This is a genomic window from Nitrosomonas sp. Nm84 (assembly GCF_003201565.1).
Taxonomy (GTDB): domain Bacteria; phylum Pseudomonadota; class Gammaproteobacteria; order Burkholderiales; family Nitrosomonadaceae; genus Nitrosomonas.
The window spans coordinates 73461-90087 of the sequence record NZ_QJJP01000006.1 but is presented as its reverse complement, the minus strand read 5'-3'; the positions used below and the strand labels follow the sequence as shown (position 1 = coordinate 90087).

Annotated in this window: 14 protein-coding genes; 9 read left to right on the top strand and 5 right to left on the bottom strand. The window is 50.6% G+C overall.

The window, feature by feature from the left end; translation table 11 throughout:
• Positions 1 to 39: 39 nt before the first annotated feature.
• The gene (locus C8R34_RS04995) at positions 40 to 504 is read right to left on the bottom strand and encodes an FKBP-type peptidyl-prolyl cis-trans isomerase (protein ID WP_110338425.1); all 465 of its coding nucleotides are present in this window, start codon (positions 502 to 504) and stop codon (positions 40 to 42) included.
• Positions 505 to 771: 267 nt separating this feature from the next.
• Between C8R34_RS04995 and C8R34_RS04990 the strand changes: the two genes are divergently transcribed.
• The 5 genes from C8R34_RS04990 to C8R34_RS04970 all read left to right on the top strand — a co-directional run bounded on the left by C8R34_RS04990 (position 772) and on the right by C8R34_RS04970 (position 3613).
• Positions 772 to 1239, top strand: coding sequence for a YbaN family protein (locus tag C8R34_RS04990; protein WP_110338423.1), 468 nt, complete (start codon positions 772 to 774; stop codon positions 1237 to 1239).
• Position 1240: 1 nt separating this feature from the next.
• Positions 1241 to 1600, top strand: coding sequence for a DUF3135 domain-containing protein (locus C8R34_RS04985; RefSeq protein ID WP_110338421.1), 360 nt, complete (start codon positions 1241 to 1243; stop codon positions 1598 to 1600).
• Between the two features lie 211 nt (positions 1601 to 1811).
• Positions 1812 to 2588 (top strand): polyamine aminopropyltransferase, encoded by a 777-nt coding sequence (locus C8R34_RS04980; RefSeq protein WP_110338419.1) that lies wholly within the window; start codon positions 1812 to 1814, stop codon positions 2586 to 2588.
• Positions 2589 to 2681: 93 nt separating this feature from the next.
• The gene (locus tag C8R34_RS04975) at positions 2682 to 2873 is read left to right on the top strand and encodes a DUF3460 family protein (RefSeq protein WP_375342116.1); all 192 of its coding nucleotides are present in this window, start codon (positions 2682 to 2684) and stop codon (positions 2871 to 2873) included.
• A 248-nt stretch (positions 2874 to 3121) separates the two neighbouring features.
• Positions 3122 to 3613 carry a hypothetical protein gene (locus C8R34_RS04970; RefSeq protein ID WP_110338417.1) on the top strand — a complete coding sequence of 164 codons (492 nt, stop codon included), beginning with the start codon at positions 3122 to 3124 and terminating at the stop codon, positions 3611 to 3613.
• Between the two features lie 50 nt (positions 3614 to 3663).
• Here the strand turns inward: C8R34_RS04970 and C8R34_RS04965 are convergent, their stop codons facing one another.
• Entirely contained in the window at positions 3664 to 4500 is an 837-nt protein-coding gene (locus C8R34_RS04965; RefSeq protein ID WP_110338415.1) for an SDR family oxidoreductase, read from the bottom strand.
• A 149-nt stretch (positions 4501 to 4649) separates the two neighbouring features.
• Here C8R34_RS04965 and C8R34_RS04960 point away from each other — a divergent pair, with 149 nt between their 5' ends.
• Positions 4650 to 5015 carry a DUF6164 family protein gene (locus tag C8R34_RS04960; RefSeq protein WP_110338413.1) on the top strand — a complete coding sequence of 122 codons (366 nt, stop codon included), beginning with the start codon at positions 4650 to 4652 and terminating at the stop codon, positions 5013 to 5015.
• 99 nt (positions 5016 to 5114) lie between these two features.
• Entirely contained in the window at positions 5115 to 5636 is a 522-nt protein-coding gene (locus C8R34_RS04955) for a cytochrome P460 family protein (RefSeq protein ID WP_110338411.1), read from the top strand.
• A gap of 85 nt (positions 5637 to 5721) precedes the next feature.
• On the opposite strand, the gene C8R34_RS04950 is transcribed toward C8R34_RS04955, so the two are convergent.
• Positions 5722 to 6759, bottom strand: coding sequence for a hypothetical protein (locus C8R34_RS04950; protein WP_110338409.1), 1038 nt, complete (start codon positions 6757 to 6759; stop codon positions 5722 to 5724).
• 171 nt (positions 6760 to 6930) lie between these two features.
• Between C8R34_RS04950 and C8R34_RS04945 the strand changes: the two genes are divergently transcribed.
• Both C8R34_RS04945 and C8R34_RS04940 read left to right on the top strand, forming a co-directional pair.
• Positions 6931 to 7854 carry a histone deacetylase family protein gene (locus C8R34_RS04945; RefSeq protein WP_110338407.1) on the top strand — a complete coding sequence of 308 codons (924 nt, stop codon included), beginning with the start codon at positions 6931 to 6933 and terminating at the stop codon, positions 7852 to 7854.
• 267 nt (positions 7855 to 8121) lie between these two features.
• Positions 8122 to 10293 carry a glutamine synthetase III gene (locus C8R34_RS04940; RefSeq protein ID WP_110338405.1) on the top strand — a complete coding sequence of 724 codons (2172 nt, stop codon included), beginning with the start codon at positions 8122 to 8124 and terminating at the stop codon, positions 10291 to 10293.
• Between the two features lie 115 nt (positions 10294 to 10408).
• Here C8R34_RS04940 and C8R34_RS04935 read toward each other — a convergent pair whose 3' ends face one another.
• Both C8R34_RS04935 and gltB read right to left on the bottom strand, forming a co-directional pair.
• On the bottom strand, positions 10409 to 11884 hold the full coding sequence (locus C8R34_RS04935) for a glutamate synthase subunit beta (protein WP_110338403.1): 1476 nt from the start codon (positions 11882 to 11884) through the stop codon (positions 10409 to 10411).
• A gap of 73 nt (positions 11885 to 11957) precedes the next feature.
• Positions 11958 to 16556 carry a glutamate synthase large subunit gene (gene gltB / locus C8R34_RS04930; RefSeq protein ID WP_110338401.1) on the bottom strand — a complete coding sequence of 1533 codons (4599 nt, stop codon included), beginning with the start codon at positions 16554 to 16556 and terminating at the stop codon, positions 11958 to 11960.
• Between the last annotated feature and the right edge of the window lie 71 nt (positions 16557 to 16627).

The following is a 16627-nucleotide window of genomic DNA, read 5'->3' as shown; positions in this document are numbered from 1 at the left end:
TTCAAGAACTACAAAAAAGCAATCTATTTAACGGCACTGTTAATAGTGCGAGCCTGCTTTGAGGCTGACCAATTCAACATCAAAAATCAAAGTTGCATTCGGCGGAATAATATTGCCTGCGCCGCGTGCGCCATACGCCATGGATGGTGGGATGATCAGTGTGCGTTGCCCGCCTACTTTCATGCCAGTGACACCCTGATCCCAACCTTTGATTACGCGCCCTGCGCCCAGCATGAATGAGAAATGCTCTTTACGATCAAGAGAGCTGTCAAATTTCTTGCCTTTTTTATCCGGCGCGTTTTCGTCGTACAACCAGCCGGTGTAGTGAACATTCACGGTTTTTCCTACTTCGGCCTCTTCTCCGCTGCCTACCTTGGCATCAATTTTCTGAAACTGCGGACCATCAGTCGCTGCATGTTCTTTGTAGGCAAATGCTGCCTGGGGCAACATGATCAAGGCTAATAGAATGATACTTAAATGGAGTAGGTTTTTTATATTAGACATAGCATCCTCTAGAGAAAAAATTAAAATCGGTTCATTCTAACAGGCTGCTGAAAAACTATCTGCGTTGCCGCTATGGTGCTAAAGACAGACTCAAATGTTTTTTCAACGGCTTGCTAACAATCAACTCTCGGATATTATAACCGCTAAGCGCAGTTAGTCATCAGTACATATCGCTTCAATGTCTGCGCATGAGCGGATTGATCGAGAGCATTTAAGTATCTATACTAATCTGTAATTTATGACTATTTAATCTATTAAAATTACTTAATGCCATCATCTGAGCAATCTGAGACCCAGCAAGAAAAACAGCAAGCGCTGGATCGGCAGTCAGCCGATCTATTATGCTTGCACGATTCACCGATTGTGCGTGCTATGTATCTGGGCGCTGGTTTTCTGGCATTATTTCTGGGTGTGCTGGGCGCGGTTCTGCCGATATTACCAACAACGCCGTTTATACTCTTGGCGGCTGCTTGTTTTGCACGTGGCTCGGAGCATTTTCATCGTAAGTTATTGGAAAACCGGATAACTGGTCCGATTATTTTAGAATGGCGCATGTATCGCAGCATTCCCGGCAATGTCAAACGATGGGTTTATATGTTGATAGCATTGTCATTCAGTAGTTCAATTTTGATCGTGCCTGAGTTATGGCAAAAGATGATGCTGATTACGATTGGCAGTATCCTAGTCTTCTTCATCTGGCGTATTCCGGTGCGGGAAGTTTTGGATAAGTCATAATATGGATAAAGAGAGCAACATATCTGATTTTGACTTTGATGTATGGTCTCAGATGGCGCAGCAAGATCCGGAGAAATTTGAGGCCATGCGCCAACAGTTGATCAATGACTTGATAGCGCAAGCGCCATTGCACCTGAAACAGCGAATGACAGGCTTGCAATGGCAAGTAGATCAAGTCCGCAAACAAGCAAGTAACCCAATGGCCGCTTGTTTACAGATCTCTCAAAGAATGTGGGACAATGTCGTGGGCGAAAAAGGGTTGCTGAATGCCTTACAAGAACCTCAAGAAATATTGAATGCCATCAAAAATGAACCTACCGGCAAGATTCTCTCGTTTGACAGATACAAGCCTGGTAAATAAGTACAATTTTAAGATTTAACAGGCCGTTGAAAAACGTTTTCGAGGCAGCCGATACAAGGCAAAAACAGGCGATTAAGCGCAGTTTATGCGTAATAAATGAGCATTTTGAGCTTGTTTTTAACACCGTAGCGGCAACGCAGATAGTTTTTCAACGGCCTGTTAATCGTATTGCGTTTCAAATATCCTCCCTATTTTCACATTTGATTGGCGCATGACCCGATTTTTTAAAAAAGTCCCTCGCAGTAATGTAAGCGTTGCAATCAGCGAGCAAAAAGGTGTGCGTTTGCTGCATTTGGGTGGCGATTCGATACAAAGCGCCATGCGAATAGCTGCGCCCAATGCGCTGGAATTGCTCTATACCCAATGCATGATGGGGTTTTTATTGTTTCATCCAGCGCCTTCTCGCATCTTGATGATTGGCTTGGGTGGCGGTTCGTTGGCAAAATTTGTTTATCATCAGATGCCTCAGACTAAAACTACCGTCGTTGAAATTAATCAGCAAGTGATCAGCACGGCCTTTAATTATTTTGCATTGCCGGCGGAGGATGAGCGTTTTCAAGTTATCCATGCGGATGGCGCACAATACATCAACGATCACCCGCTCAGCACGGATATTTTAATGGTCGATGGTTTCGATGACGATTGCCAGATTGATACGCTGTGCAGTCAGGAATTTTATGACCATGTACGTGCGGCTTTGTGCAAAAACGGCATGTTGGTAGTGAATCTGCTGAGTCGGGATAAACACCTCGATACCTATATACAGCGAATCAGTGATAGTTTCCAGGGGCATATTGTTGCCATGATGGCCGATATACGAGGCAATTTAATTGTGTTTGCATTTAAACATAGCCCGGGAAAAGTAGCCTGGAAAACACTTAAAACCCGGGCCAAGAAGCTGGAAGCAATATATGGCTTGCCGTTTTCTGAAATGGTGATCAAATTACGAAAATATAATGACTGCTATCCAATTCACTTGGAAATTTAGATTTACTTCGGCGTTGTTAATTAACCCGGGGGCTATATAGTCAATGGTGTCTGTGCTAAAGTTTGCTTTTTACAGTACTCAAGAATAGGTTGAATGATGGATTATAGCTACGAATCTGAGCACACGAAGTTTATGCGTGAACTACTTGAAAAAAATCCGCAACTCGAATCCAAACGATTAGAGGCACGAAATATCTGGTGGGATAAAAAGCTCGATAAAGAAGAACAAAAGCGTTTTAATGAATCCGACGAACCCATGAAACCATATGTTTATTTTGGTGGATAGGTTTTAATGGGTTTCTCAAAATCGTTTACAGGTCATTAAAAAACGTTTTCGAGGCAGCCTATCCCAGGCAAAAACTGGTGACAAAGCGCGGTTTGTGCGTGATAAACGAGCATTTTGATCCTGTTTTTAACATCGCAGCAGCGGCACGCAGATGGTTTCTCAACAAACCTCTGTTAATGCATGAGAAAATAAGGATCACATAACCCATCCGGGCGATATTGATTTAAATTTGCGAGGAGCGTTATGTGATGAAAGTATTGCTTGTATTGTTCACAGTATCCTTCCTATCAGCTTGCGCACATCTCATCGACTCTAAAGAAAAACCGCAATGGTATGAAGAAACGCTCGCAGGAGAACATGCGGTACTGGCGGACTGTGTCATTAACAAACTACAATCGGATGGCAGGTCGTTCATGCGCACCTTGCAATTCAGAAATCGCAGGTATTCTGATATCGACGCTTCAGAAATTGATGCATTGGATACACGGTACCTGCGTAATATGGTTGCGACTTATGCTCCTAGCAATCCGGATGCTGTGCTTATTTATGCGACAGCGGCTACAGAAACCTTGCCCTATGCACACAGAAATACGGACAGTGAATCCGCATATGCATTTGCCTTAATGCTAAAGAAGATCGATGATACGACAGTGAATGCAACGCTGAAAGGCGATCGGTATTTTGCTGACATTGCCTGGAAAATTCTGCAAACATGCGCCACTTCCACAGCCTATCCCTAGTTTGATTATTCACTTTGCAAGGCTTGTTAACGATTAGTTGATAGGCTTGGTTAATTATTGTTTCCAGATTTGGCAAGTAACACATCCAGCATACGCGTGCTTAAAATTCGTTTGAGTACACCAAACAGATAAGTCGGGAATGTCACATAGTAACGGGGTTGAGGCTTGGCGGCTTCCAGCGCATGGATTACCCGTTCAAGCACCGCTTCGGGCGGTAAAGTAAAGGGAACGGCGGGTCCTGGCTTGTTTAAGCGCGTCAACACCCCTTGATATTTTTCACGGTGAAAGCTGCTGTCAACGTCGATATATTTTGCCAACGCCTTGACTGCATTCATGCGAAACTGGCTGGCAATCGGCCCCGGCTCAATCAGACTGACATAAATATTACTGCCGCGTAATTCCAGTCGCAGTGTATCGCTTAATCCTTCAATCGCATATTTTGACGCATTGTAAGCACCCCGGAAAGGCAGGGCAACGAAGCCCAGTACCGAGCTATTCTGGATAATTCGGCCGTAACCCTGCCGGCGCATCACCGGTATCGCCAGATTGGTCAATTCCTGCCAGCCAAACACGTTGGTTTCAAATTGCGCACGCAAAGCATCACGATTCAGATCTTCCACCGCGCCCGGTAACCCGTATGCGCCATTGTTAAACAATGCGTACAATTCACCATTGGTGCGGCGCATGGCTTCCTCAAATGCAAAATGAATCGAATTTGAATCGGTTAAATTCAGGTGGAAACTCTCTAAACCTTCGGCCAAGAGTTTTTCAACGCTTTCCCGCCGCCTGGCTGTAGCAAACACGCGATAGCCTCGCGCATGCAAGGCCTTGGCGACACAGTAGCCGATCCCGCTTGAGCATCCGGTGATTAATATGGTTTTTTTCATTGGCTCAAATTTACCTGTAACTAATTAATTTTGTGACTTTATCATTTCTCATAACTTGACAATGGATTGAATGCAAAGTTAGCATCTCTTGATGAAATTGATGATTCAACCTTTTTCCTAATAGAAAATAACATAACCAAAGATCATTCATGGCAAAAATTTTATTCCGACTCAATGGCGTTCCCGACGATGAAGCGAATGACGTACGCGAGTTATTAGCCAACAATGCGATTGATTTTTATGAAACATCAGCGGGCAACTGGGGCGTGTCGATGCCGGCCATTTGGCTTAACGATGAGAGTCAATTTCAGAAGGCACGTGCATTACTGGATGTCTATCAAAATGAGCGGACGATCAGGATGCAGGAAGAATATGCTCGCCTGAAACGGGAAGGTAAACATAAAACCCTGATCGATGCAGCGATGCAGAATCCCGTGCTGTTTACGATCCATTTAGCGCTTGCAATGCTGGTTATTTATTTGTCTGTCAGACTGGTTCTGGATCTTGCGCCCTAAAAGAACATTAACGCTTTGATCATTATGCCACGGTTAATACGGTATGATAGTAACCCAAGTCCTGTTTTATCCATAAACATTCTAACAAGGAGAGAAAACATGAAATATACGCTCAAAACCATTGCCGCAGTACTGATTGCCGCACCACTTACTGCCTACGCCGGTGGAGATCCTGAACACGTAAAATTTCCTGAAGGTTATGAAAAAACCTTTACAAAATATGCCACCATGAATCGCGCCAATCAAACCCAGGTTGCCAAGCTGTATGCCAATGAAGCTGCAATCTCCAGCTATACCCAAGGTCAGAAAAGTGCTTCGGGCGCTGTCGTTATCATGGAAATCTATACCCCTAAAAAAGATGCGGACGGTAAACCGATTGTGGGCAAGGATGGACTCTTTGAAATAGACTCGCTGTCAGCAGTTGCCGTGATGGAAAACAAAAATAATTGGGATGCCGCTTTTCCCAAAGAAAACCGCACCGGTGATTGGGGATTTGCCGTGTATAACCCGGATGGTACCGCCAAAAGTAACGACCTGAACTGTGTGCAATGCCATACGCCTTTGCAAGCGCAGGATTATTTGTTTACTTATCAAAAACTGGTTGATTTTGTAAAGAAATAGCAAGCTCCAGATGATCGCTGGTCTGATGATCTTTGGCGCAGGTAAAGATCATCAGATCCATTTAATTTTTTGCTGTAGTTAGCGGCTATTTCAAGCTGCTCATATCCTGACTCAATTTGGTTTTACATTGCTGCTCCTTACCCGCTAGATCCAGTACGCCAGTAGTCCTCATACACTCGTTATATTCAAATAAAATATCACTCTTTTTCTGAGCCAGTTCGATCGAGGCCGCAAGTTGCTTGACTTGCTTGGTGACAGTTTGTGCGATTGTCGTGCCCGCTTCATCAATACTGTCTTTAGCGGCATCTATTTTTTTCAAGGATTCTTGATTGGTTCTATTCGCCTGCTGAGAGAAAGCTTGATTAGCTTTACTGGAGTAACTTCTTAATTCATCAACATTTTGTTGTGTGATAACTGCCAGCTTCTCTTGGTAATTGTTGAGTTCACCCTGAACAAAGGTATTGATGCCTTCTTTGAAATTATCCAGTGAACTATCAATTTCTTGCTTGAATGCTTGCATTTTTGTTTCAACCAATTGATTGATATCGCCATCCAGTCGTTTCACAATGGTCTCAGAGATTTTTTCAATGGGAGGACGGGATTCAATAATTTCGGTTTTTGTTTCACTCAAGCTGGATTTGATTGTATCCGCGAGTAATTTTTGCTTGTCATCGATTTGACTGAGTGAGCTTTTTTCGTTCTCGGAAATCAACCAGGAAACAAGGATAAGATCTTTTTTCTTGTTCCGATCCAAGCCACGGATCAATTCATCCAGAATATCGGCAGAGACTTCCTTGTTTGCGACATCATTCATGTGATCCAAATTGGCGGAATTGAGCAACCCTTGCAAGCTGCTATGCATTTCATTGACATTGGCATCCGCTCTGGCCATTGCGGTTGCCTGGCGCAGCAATTCATAAGGTAAATAAACCAATGTCAGTACCAAGCACAGAAAATACGCAGAAAATCGCCATTTTCTGAATTTTATAAAATAGCTGAGACAGAATAATCCAATGATCAGAAGAACAGAGGGTGTCAGAATAGATACAATATCCAGCCAGCTTCTTCCTATGAGCACATCCAAGGAAATAAAATTTGTTACTTTAGCGATAAACTCGTGCATCAATCACTCCCATATATGACGAAAAAAGGCATTAACATGAAATTGTCTTTTTGTATTTCTGTAGGCTAACTTGCAGAATATTGATAATTTATCACGGGATAGCCCATCGATTGTATAAACTTTCTAATAAAATGATTAGCGATAAGTGTTTTCATAACATCGGGAAATAACATGCAAACAGCGTATATCAGCCATCCGGATTGTCTGAAGCATGACATGGGCAGCTACCACCCCGAGTGTTCGCAGCGCTTGGTGTCCATCGAAAACCAACTGCAGGCCACTGGCCTGTCGGCACAGTTACAACGCTATGATGCCCCGCTGGCGACGGTAGAACAACTGGCATGTGTGCATCCACAAAGTTACATAGCAAGCATCCTGCAGGCTGCGCCAGTTACCGGATTAATTGCGCTTGACGTCGATACTGCGATGAATCCGTTCACATTGAATGCGGCATTGCGTGCGGCGGGAGCGGTGGTGCTGGCAACCGATTTGGTGCTGAGCGGAAAAATGAACAATGCGTTTTGTGCTGTTCGACCACCGGGACACCATGCCGAATCGGATCGCGCCATGGGATTTTGTTTGTTTAACAATGTGGCCGTGGGAGTGACGCATGCGATCCAACACTATCACTTGCAACGAGTTGCGATTCTGGATTTTGACGTACATCACGGTAATGGCAGCGAGGAAATTTTTCGCGATAATCCGCATGTCATGTTGTGCTCCACTTTTCAGCATCCCTTTTATCCCTATTGTGGTGCAGATAGCGGCAGTCAGCGCATGATCAATGTGCCTTTACCACGTGGCGCTGACGGCGCGGTTTTCCGCAAAGCGGTAACCGATATTTGGTTACCGGCATTGGAGCAATTCAAACCAGAAATGATTTTCGTATCCGCCGGTTTTGACGCGCACCGCGATGATGACATGTCGCAACTGCAGTTTGATGACGACGATTACGTCTGGATCACGCAGCAGATTAAAGCCATTGCCAACAAATATGCCAATGGCCGTATCGTTTCAGTGCTGGAAGGGGGCTACGAATTGCAAGCGCTGGGGCGTTGCGTGGCAGAGCATGTCCGTGGATTGAATGCGGATTGACACGAATTGGAAATTTCTGAATCGGCCACATAGTTGACGCGAGATACATACAACTGAAAGGCAAAAAAGGATCCAACTTTGACGCCTTCTGTTGATTTTGGCTGCTGATCAGATACAAATTTTTTGAATTTTTGTCTGTTTATCAATGTGTTTGACACCCCATCTGATTTCCAGTACTTTCATCTCTTATAAGAATGTGTTTATTTTTCCTGTATGCCTGCTCGACCGAATAATTTCGACGGAAAATTCAATCAAGAGGGAAAGGCCATGTCTGTACTTCAGAAAATTGCGAAAGAATCAGCGAGCGGGCGGAACGAAGTAACTTCCAAAAAAACGCACAGCGATGACCTCACCGAACTTTTTGGTAGCAATGTCTTCGGTGATCGCGCCATGCAGGAGCGACTTCCCGAGGATATCTACCGCGCGCTGAAAGAAACCATCGAGAAGGGCAAGTTGCTCACGCTGGAAGTCGCCAACGTTGTCGCCAACGCCATGAAGGACTGGGCAATCGAGAAAGGCGCCACCCACTACACCCACTGGTTTCAGCCTCTTACCGGCAAGACTGCCGAGAAGCACGATTCGTTCATCACCCCGACCGCCGATGGGCACATCATTATGGAGTTCTCCGGCAAGCAGCTAATCAAGGGCGAACCGGATGCTTCTTCGTTCCCCTCGGGTGGTATCCGCGCCACCTTTGAAGCCCGCGGCTACACCGCATGGGACTGCACTTCTCCCGCTTTCCTTAAGGAAGACGCCGCCGGCAATGTGACACTCACGATCCCGACTGCATTCTGCTCGTACACCAGTGAGGCCCTCGACAAGAAAACCCCGCTTCTCCGCTCCATGGAAGCCGTGTCCAAGCAGGCGATCCGTGTTCTGCGCGCACTCGGCAATACCACCGCCCAGCGCGTGACCGCAACCGTCGGCGCGGAACAGGAATATTTTCTCATCGATAAAAAGTACTACGACCAACGCATTGACCTCATCAGCGCCGGCCGCACTCTCTTTGGCGGCCCGTCCCCCAAAGGCCAAGAGCTGGAAGATCAATACTTCGGCGCGCTTAAGGACCGCATCTCCGCTTTCATGCGCGACCTGGACATCGAACTTTGGAAGATGGGCGTGCTGGCGAAAACCAAGCACAACGAAGTCGCTCCGACTCAGTTCGAAATGGCCCCGATCTTCTCCACCACCAACGTTGCCACCGACCACAACCAGCTGGTGATGGAAACCATGCAGAAAGTCGCGCTGCGGCACAACCTCGTCTGCTTGCTTCATGAGAAGCCCTTCGCCGGCGTAAACGGCTCGGGCAAGCACAACAACTGGTCGCTCGCAACCGACGACGGACAGAACCTGCTCGAGCCTGGTAACACCCCATACGACAACGAGCAATTCCTCATCTTCCTCGCCGCCACCCTGACCGCCGTCGACCGGCATGCAGACAAACTCCGCGCCAGTGCTGCTAACACCGGCAATGACTTGCGCCTCGGCGCAAACGAAGCGCCACCCGCCATCATCTCCGTGTTTATGGGGGATGAATTGAGCGACATTCTGGAAGCCCTCGGAAAGGGCAAGTCCGGCAAAGGCAAGGGCGAACGCTTCATGGCACTCGGCGTCGACAGCCTCCCCTCCCTGCCGATGGACAACACCGATCGCAACCGAACCTCGCCGTTCGCCTTCACCGGCAATAAGTTCGAGTTCCGCATGGTCGCGTCTTCCGCCTCCATCGCCGGTCCCAACACGGTACTGAATACCGTGGCTGCGGAAGCGCTGGACGAAATCGCGACTCGGCTTGAGAAAGCCCCGGACGTGAACAAGGAAGCCACAGCCATCGTCCGCGAAGCCGTCAACAAGCACGGCCGCGTGATCTTCAACGGCAACGGTTACGCCGCTGATTGGGTCAAGGAAGCCAAGAAGCGCGGCCTTCCCAATATTTCCAACACCGTCGATGCCCTAGCCGCGATGGCCAATGACAACGCGACGAAGCTATTCGAAAAGTACAAAGTCCTATCCGGCGGCGAGCTCCATTCCCGCTACGAAGTGTACCTTGAGCAGTACACCAAGCATATCAACATTGAGGCCAAGGCATCCATCGACATGGTGAAGAAGCAATACATTCCTTCGGTCATCAGCTACCTCGGCGATCTCGGTCGGGCCAGCCAGGATGCCAAGTCAATCGGACTCACGGTGACAGTGCAGAAGGACCTGGCAGGCAAGATCAACAAGCACCTCGTGGCTGCGTACAAAAAACTTGCAATCCTCGAAACCGCACGGGAAAAGGCGAATAGCTTCGAGCATGCGAAGGAAAAAGCGGAAGCGTTCCGTGACAAAGTGGTCCCAGCGATGCATGGTCTGCGGAGCGACATCGATGCGCTTGAATTCCTCCTCCCCACCACCGCGTGGCCGGTACCATCCTACGCGGAGATGCTCTTCAAACTCTAACAGGCCGTTAAAAAACGATCTGCATTGCTGCTACGGTGTTAAAACAGGTTCAATATTACGCATGAACTGCGCTTTCTCGCCTGTTTTTGTCTGGTATCGGCGGCTGGAAATCACATCAAAACAACTTCATCTTCGGTAAATCGCTACGTCCCATGAGGAACTCGTCCACCCCTCGCGCCGCCTGCCTTCCTTCGCTGATCGCCCAGACCACCAGTGACTGCCCACGGCGCATATCTCCGGCCGCGAAGACGCCGGGGATGTTGGACATGTAGTTTTGATCGACCGACACATTGCCACGCTGGTCGAGTTTCACACCGAGCTGTGAGATCGGTCCTTCCGGTTCAGGGCTGAGAAAGCCCAGGGCCAGCAGACACAAGTCGCAGTCGAGCGTGAACTCGCTGCCGGGGATTTCCTTCATCTTCGCCGGGCGGGAACCTTGCATTTCCCATTCCAGACGAATTCCGTGGAGTTTTTTGACGACGCCGTTCTCGCCGGAGAAGGATTGCGTATTGATGGCGAAGTCGCGAACGTCGTGGCCGATGGGAGCGGCGGCTTCTTCGTGGGCGGAACTGACGCGGTAAATCATCGGCCAGTAGGGCCAGGGCATGTCCTGCACCCTGCCAGTAGGCGGTTTGGGAAGAAGCTCGAATTGCTGGACAGACTTGCATCCCTGTCGAATGGCGGTGCCGAGGCAGTCGGCTCCGGTGTCGCCACCGCCGAGGATGATCACGTGTTTGCCTTTGGCGCTGATAAATTCCTGCTCGGGGATGTGAGCGCCGAAGTTGATCTTGTTTTGCATCGGCAGATAGGTCATGGCCAGGTGAATGCCGTCCAGATCGCGGCCGGGAACGTTAATATCCCGCGCCTTGGTCGATCCGCCGCACAGGACGATGGCGTCGAAATCGCGGCGCAGGTCTTCGACCTTGATGTTGAAGCCAACGTTGGCGCCGGTGACGAAGTTGATTCCTTCGGCCTTCATCAGATCTACGCGGCGGTTGACGATATGCTTTTCCAGCTTGAAGTTGGGGATGCCGTGCATGAGCAGCCCACCGACCCGGTCGGCGCGCTCGAATACCGTCACCAGATGCCCCGCTTTGTTGAGTTGGGCAGCGCACCCGAGTCCGGCCGGGCCGGAGCCGACGACGGCGACCTTCTTGTCCGTCCGCGTGGCTGGCGGGCAGGGCTTAACCCACCCTTTCTCAAACGCGTGATCGATAATGTTCTGCTCAATCGACTTGATCGTGACCGGCTTCTCATTGATCCCCAGCACGCATGCCTCTTCGCACGGCGCGGGGCAGATGCGTCCGGTAAATTCCGGGAAGTTGTTGGTCTTGTGCAGCATCTCGATGGCATCGTGCCACCGCCCTTTGTAGACCAGATCGTTCCACTCCGGAATGATGTTCCCTAGCGGACATCCGTTGGGACCATGGCAGAACGGAATCCCGCAATCCATGCAGCGAGCGCCCTGGACCTTGAGTTTCTCCTCGGCAATGTCGAGATAAACCTCATTCCAGTCGAGAATACGTGACTCGACTGACCGGCGCGTCGCCGTTTCGCGCTTGAATTCCTTGAAACCTGTCGGTTTGCCCATTGTTCTCTCCGTTCTAAATTAAAAGTTAAAAATGCAGAATCCCATCTTCAATTTTTAACTTTTAATCTTGGATTCACACCGTGCTCGTCTGGCGCTCGCCGAGCTTCCTGGCCGCTTCTTCAATCTCGCTCATTTTCTCCAGTGCATTGCGATAGTCGGTCGGCATCACCTTGACGAACCGGTGGAGCTTCTTCTCGAAATCACCCAGGATCGCCTTGGCACGAGTCGAGCCGGTCAGCTTATAGTGGTTTTCCAAGAGAATCTTGATCGTTTCGCGATCATAATCCTTATCGGGCTTTTCCAATTCCACCAGCTCGGTATTGCACAGGCGCGGGAACTGGCCATTGTCGTCGTAGACGTAGGCGATTCCGCCGCTCATGCCGGCGGCAAAGTTGCGCCCGGTTGGGCCGATGACCACGACCCGCCCGCCGGTCATGTATTCGCAACCATGATCGCCGACGCCCTCGACAACCGCCTGGGCACCAGAGTTACGGACGAAGAAGCGTTCACCGACGACGCCGCGAATATAGACTTCGCCGGCGATTGCACCATAACAGATGACGTTGCCGGCGATGATGTTTTCCTCGGGCTTGAACGTTGCTTTTTTCGGCGGAAAGATGGCGATCTTCCCGCCGGAGAGTCCTTTTCCCAGGTAGTCGTTACTGTCCCCTTCCAACATCAGCGTGACGCCGCGAGCAAGAAAGCATCCGAAGCTCTGCCCGGCCGATCCGCTGAACTTGAATGTGATCGTGTCGTTCGGAAGCCCTTTATGCCCGTATTTCAGGGCGATTTGGTTCGACAGCATCGTGCCGACAGTGCGATTGATGTTCTGAATCTCAAGACTGGCTGTAACCTTTTCACCGCACTCAATCGCTCGCGCCGCCAGCTTTATGAGCTGGTTATCCAGTGCTTGCTCCAGTCCATGCTCTTGTTTTTGCACACAGCGAACGGCCACATCCGCACCGACCTGGGGCTTGTGCAGGATCACGTCCAGATTCAGATTGCGCGCCTTGTAATGGCTCGAAACATCCATGAACTCCAGCAATTGCGTTTGCCCGACCATGTCTTCAAACTTCCGGAATCCCATCTCAGCCATGTATTGCCGCACTTCCTCGGCGAGAAAGAAGAAAAAATTGATGACATGTTCCGGTTTGCCGGCGAATTTCTTGCGCAGCTCAGGATCCTGAGTCGCCACGCCGACCGGACAGGTGTTCAGATGACAGACCCGCATCATGATGCACCCGGAGGCAATCAGCGGCCCGGTGGAGAAGCCGAATTCCTCCGCCCCGAGCAGCGCTGCGATGACAACATCGCGGCCGGTCTTGAGTTGCCCATCCGTCTGCACGACCACGCGCCCGCGCAGGTTGTTCATCACCAGAACCTGCTGCGTTTCGGCAAGTCCCAGTTCCCACGGGATGCCTGCGTACTTGATGCTGGTCAACGGCGCAGCGCCTGTCCCGCCGGAATCGCCAGAGATCAGGATGTGATCCGCTTTGGCCTTGGCGACGCCGGCCGCGACGGTCCCGACTCCCACCTCGCTGACCAGCTTCACGCTGACGCGCGCCTTGGGATTGGCGTTCTTCAGATCGTGGATAAGCTGCGCCAGATCCTCAATCGAATAAATATCATGATGTGGCGGTGGTGAAATCAATCCGACGCCGGGCGTCGAGTGCCTGATTTTTCCAATATACGCATCCACCTTGTGTCCCGGCAATTGCCCGCCCTCGCCAGGCTTGGCACCCTGGGCCATCTTAATCTGCAATTCATCGGCGTTGGCCAGGTATTCAGCGGTGACGCCGAACCGCGCGCTTGCCACCTGCTTGATAGCGCTGCGGCGGAAGATGGTGTTGCCGTTCGCATCCGGCTGCGGATCGGGCTGGAAGCGCCGCGAATCTTCGCCCCCTTCGCCGGTGTTGCTCTTGCCGCCAATGCGGTTCATGGCGATGGCCAGGTTCTCGTGGGCTTCGGTACTAATTGATCCGAGCGACATCGCGCCGGTGACGAATCGCTTGACGATCTCTTTGGCTGGTTCGACTTCTTCCAACGGGATCGGATTGACCACTTTCTTGAAGTTAAGCAATCCGCGCAAAGTGCATTGGCTGCGCGCTTCACCGTCCAGCAGCGCGGTATATTCCTTGAACTTCTTGTACCCGTCGATGGGCTTCTCGACCCCTACTCGAACCGAATCCTGGAGTTTGGCCACCGTCTCGGGGTTCCACATGTGGTATTCGCCGTCGCGACGCCATTGGTACAGTCCACCGGTATCCAGCACCTGCCCATTCACCTGTATCGGCGGAAATCCGCGGCGATGCCGCTCCAACGATTCACGCGCGATGATCTCCAGTTCGACTCCCTGGATGCGCGACGCTGTGCCGGTGAAATACCGGTCGATCATTTCCTTGCCAAGACCGATCGCCTCGAAGATCTGAGCACCCCGGTAGCTCTGCACCGTGCTGATTCCCATCTTCGATGCGACCTTGAGGATCGCCTTGTTGGCCGCTTTGATATAATTGTATTGCGCTTTCTCCAAGTTCAGGTCGTTGGGAAGCAATTCGTTCTTATCTAAATCCGCCAGCGTCTCGAAAGACAGATGCGGATTGACCGCCCCGGCTCCGTATCCAATGAGTAGACAGAAGTGATGCGCCTCGCGTGCCTCGCCGGTTTCAATCACCAGACCGCATTGCGTGCGTGTGCCTTCGCGGATCAGATGATGATGCACTGCCGCAGTTGCCAGCAGGCTGGGAATCGGCGCATTCTCAGCATCTACGCCCCGGTCCGACAGAATGAGGACGGATGCGCCATCCTTGACCGCGCGAGCCGCCCGTTCCATCAATGCTTCCAGCGCACGCTGCAGTCCCGTTTCGCCTGCGCTGATCTTGAAGAGCATCTCGAGTGTCACTGCTCGTAATTTACCGACGGCCACTTCTCGCAACTTTTCGAGATCAGCGTTGCTGATGATCGGGCTTTTGAGTTTGATCAAGTGCGCTGCATCCGGTGTCTCATCCAACAGATTCCCTTCGCGTCCGATATAGGTATATGCCGATGTAACCAGTTCCTCGCGCATCGCATCTAATGGTGGATTGGTCACCTGCGCGAAGAGTTGCTTGAAATAGTTGTAGAGCAACTGCGGCTTTTCGGAGAGACACGCTAGCGACGTGTCCGTCCCCATCGATCCGATCGCCTCGGCCCCGCTGACAGCCATTGGTGTCACGATCAACTTTAGGTCTTCATTGGTATACCCGAACGCGCGTTGCCGCGCCATTAGTGTCGTATGGTCTGGCTGATGCACCTTACTCGGAACTGGAAGATTGTCCAATTCGATCAGATTCTCTTCCAGCCATCTCTTCCAAGGCTGCTTGTTTATGAGTTGCCGCTTGATCTCGCTGTCATCGATGATTCGTCCCTGTTCGGAGTCGATCAGGAAAATCTTGCCTGGCTGCAGCCGCCATTTCCGCGCCACGTTTTCCGGTGGAATCGGCAGTACGCCTACTTCGCTGGCCATGATTACCAAGTCATCCTTCGTGACGTAATATCGTGACGGCCGCAACCCATTTCTATCCAACACCGCTCCGACCAGCGCGCCATTCGTAAAAGCAATAGAAGCCGGCCCATCCCATGGCTCCATCAGGCAAGCGTGATACTCGTAAAACGCCTTGAGGTCCTCGTCCATTTGATCGTGATTCTGCCACGCCTCCGGGATGAGCATCAGCATTGCATGGGCCAGGCTCCGACCGTTTACGCTCAGAAATTGCAGCGCGTCGTCCAGTGTGGCCGAGTCCGAACCGGATTCCGTCAGAACCGGGAACATCTTCTGGAGCTCATCTCCGAACACTTTCGATTGTAAAGATCCATACCGTGCCCGCATCCAGTTCCGGTTGCCATGTAGCGTGTTGATCTCGCCGTTGTGAGCGAGGTAGCGATATGGATGCGCCAGCCGCCAGGATGGGAAGGTGTTAGTTGAAAACCGCGAATGGACGATCGCCAGGGATGACAGGAAATCCGGGTCCGACAAATCCGGAAAATAAAGCCGAACTTGCGCCGCCGTTAGCATTCCCTTGTAGATTATTCGATTGGCCGACAGGCAACAAATGTAAAAATCTTCCGCGGCCTGCGGCGAGAAGTTACCGAACTCGATGGTATTTTCCGTCCGCTGGCGTATCAGGTATAGACGTCGGTCAAAATCCTGTTGGTTGTAGAGGCCTTCTCTCATTCCGACAAAGATCTGTCGGATCATCGGTTCCATCTTACGCGGACTTGGCCCGCACGCCTTGGAGTTGACCGGCACATCGCGCCAACCCAGCACCACCATCCCGAAATCGGCCGCGATTTTCTCCATGGCCTGTTCACACAACTTGCGAGCGGTCGGATCCTTGGGCAGAAAGACCATTCCCACCCCATATTGCCCCAGCTGAGGCAATTCGATGCCGATCTTCTTGGCTTCCCGCCGGATGAACTTATCCGGCATTCGGCACATGATTCCGGCCCCGTCCCCCGAATCCGGCTCGCACCCACAGGCGCCGCGGTGTTCCATGTTCTCCAGCATCTTCAGGGATTGATCGACGATGGAATGGGAGTCCTGCCCTTTGATGTGAGTGATGAACCCAACACCGCAGGAATCATGGTCGAAACGTGGATCGTACAGGCCCTGTGCGGGCGGATAACCTTTTGTCATCGCTTTAGTCGCTCCAGTTCTAGGTTGGTCCCAGTCGGACAAATTCCAGAATTATGATCATAGCGGATGAG

Bases quoted from the DNA above. Each gene is read 5' to 3' on its own strand.
- C8R34_RS04995 (WP_110338425.1), bottom strand. From the start codon at position 504: ATGTCTAATATAAAAAACCTACTCCATTTAAGTATCATTCTATTAGCC.
- C8R34_RS04990 (WP_110338423.1), top strand. From the start codon at position 772: ATGCCATCATCTGAGCAATCTGAGACCCAGCAAGAAAAACAGCAAGCG.
- C8R34_RS04985 (WP_110338421.1), top strand. From the start codon at position 1,241: ATGGATAAAGAGAGCAACATATCTGATTTTGACTTTGATGTATGGTCT.
- C8R34_RS04980 (WP_110338419.1), top strand. From the start codon at position 1,812: ATGACCCGATTTTTTAAAAAAGTCCCTCGCAGTAATGTAAGCGTTGCA.
- C8R34_RS04975 (WP_375342116.1), top strand. From the start codon at position 2,682: ATGATGGATTATAGCTACGAATCTGAGCACACGAAGTTTATGCGTGAA.
- C8R34_RS04970 (WP_110338417.1), top strand. From the start codon at position 3,122: ATGAAAGTATTGCTTGTATTGTTCACAGTATCCTTCCTATCAGCTTGC.
- C8R34_RS04965 (WP_110338415.1), bottom strand. From the start codon at position 4,500: ATGAAAAAAACCATATTAATCACCGGATGCTCAAGCGGGATCGGCTAC.
- C8R34_RS04960 (WP_110338413.1), top strand. From the start codon at position 4,650: ATGGCAAAAATTTTATTCCGACTCAATGGCGTTCCCGACGATGAAGCG.
- C8R34_RS04955 (WP_110338411.1), top strand. From the start codon at position 5,115: ATGAAATATACGCTCAAAACCATTGCCGCAGTACTGATTGCCGCACCA.
- C8R34_RS04950 (WP_110338409.1), bottom strand. From the start codon at position 6,759: ATGCACGAGTTTATCGCTAAAGTAACAAATTTTATTTCCTTGGATGTG.
- C8R34_RS04945 (WP_110338407.1), top strand. From the start codon at position 6,931: ATGCAAACAGCGTATATCAGCCATCCGGATTGTCTGAAGCATGACATG.
- C8R34_RS04940 (WP_110338405.1), top strand. From the start codon at position 8,122: ATGTCTGTACTTCAGAAAATTGCGAAAGAATCAGCGAGCGGGCGGAAC.
- C8R34_RS04935 (WP_110338403.1), bottom strand. From the start codon at position 11,884: ATGGGCAAACCGACAGGTTTCAAGGAATTCAAGCGCGAAACGGCGACG.
- gltB (WP_110338401.1), bottom strand. From the start codon at position 16,556: ATGACAAAAGGTTATCCGCCCGCACAGGGCCTGTACGATCCACGTTTC.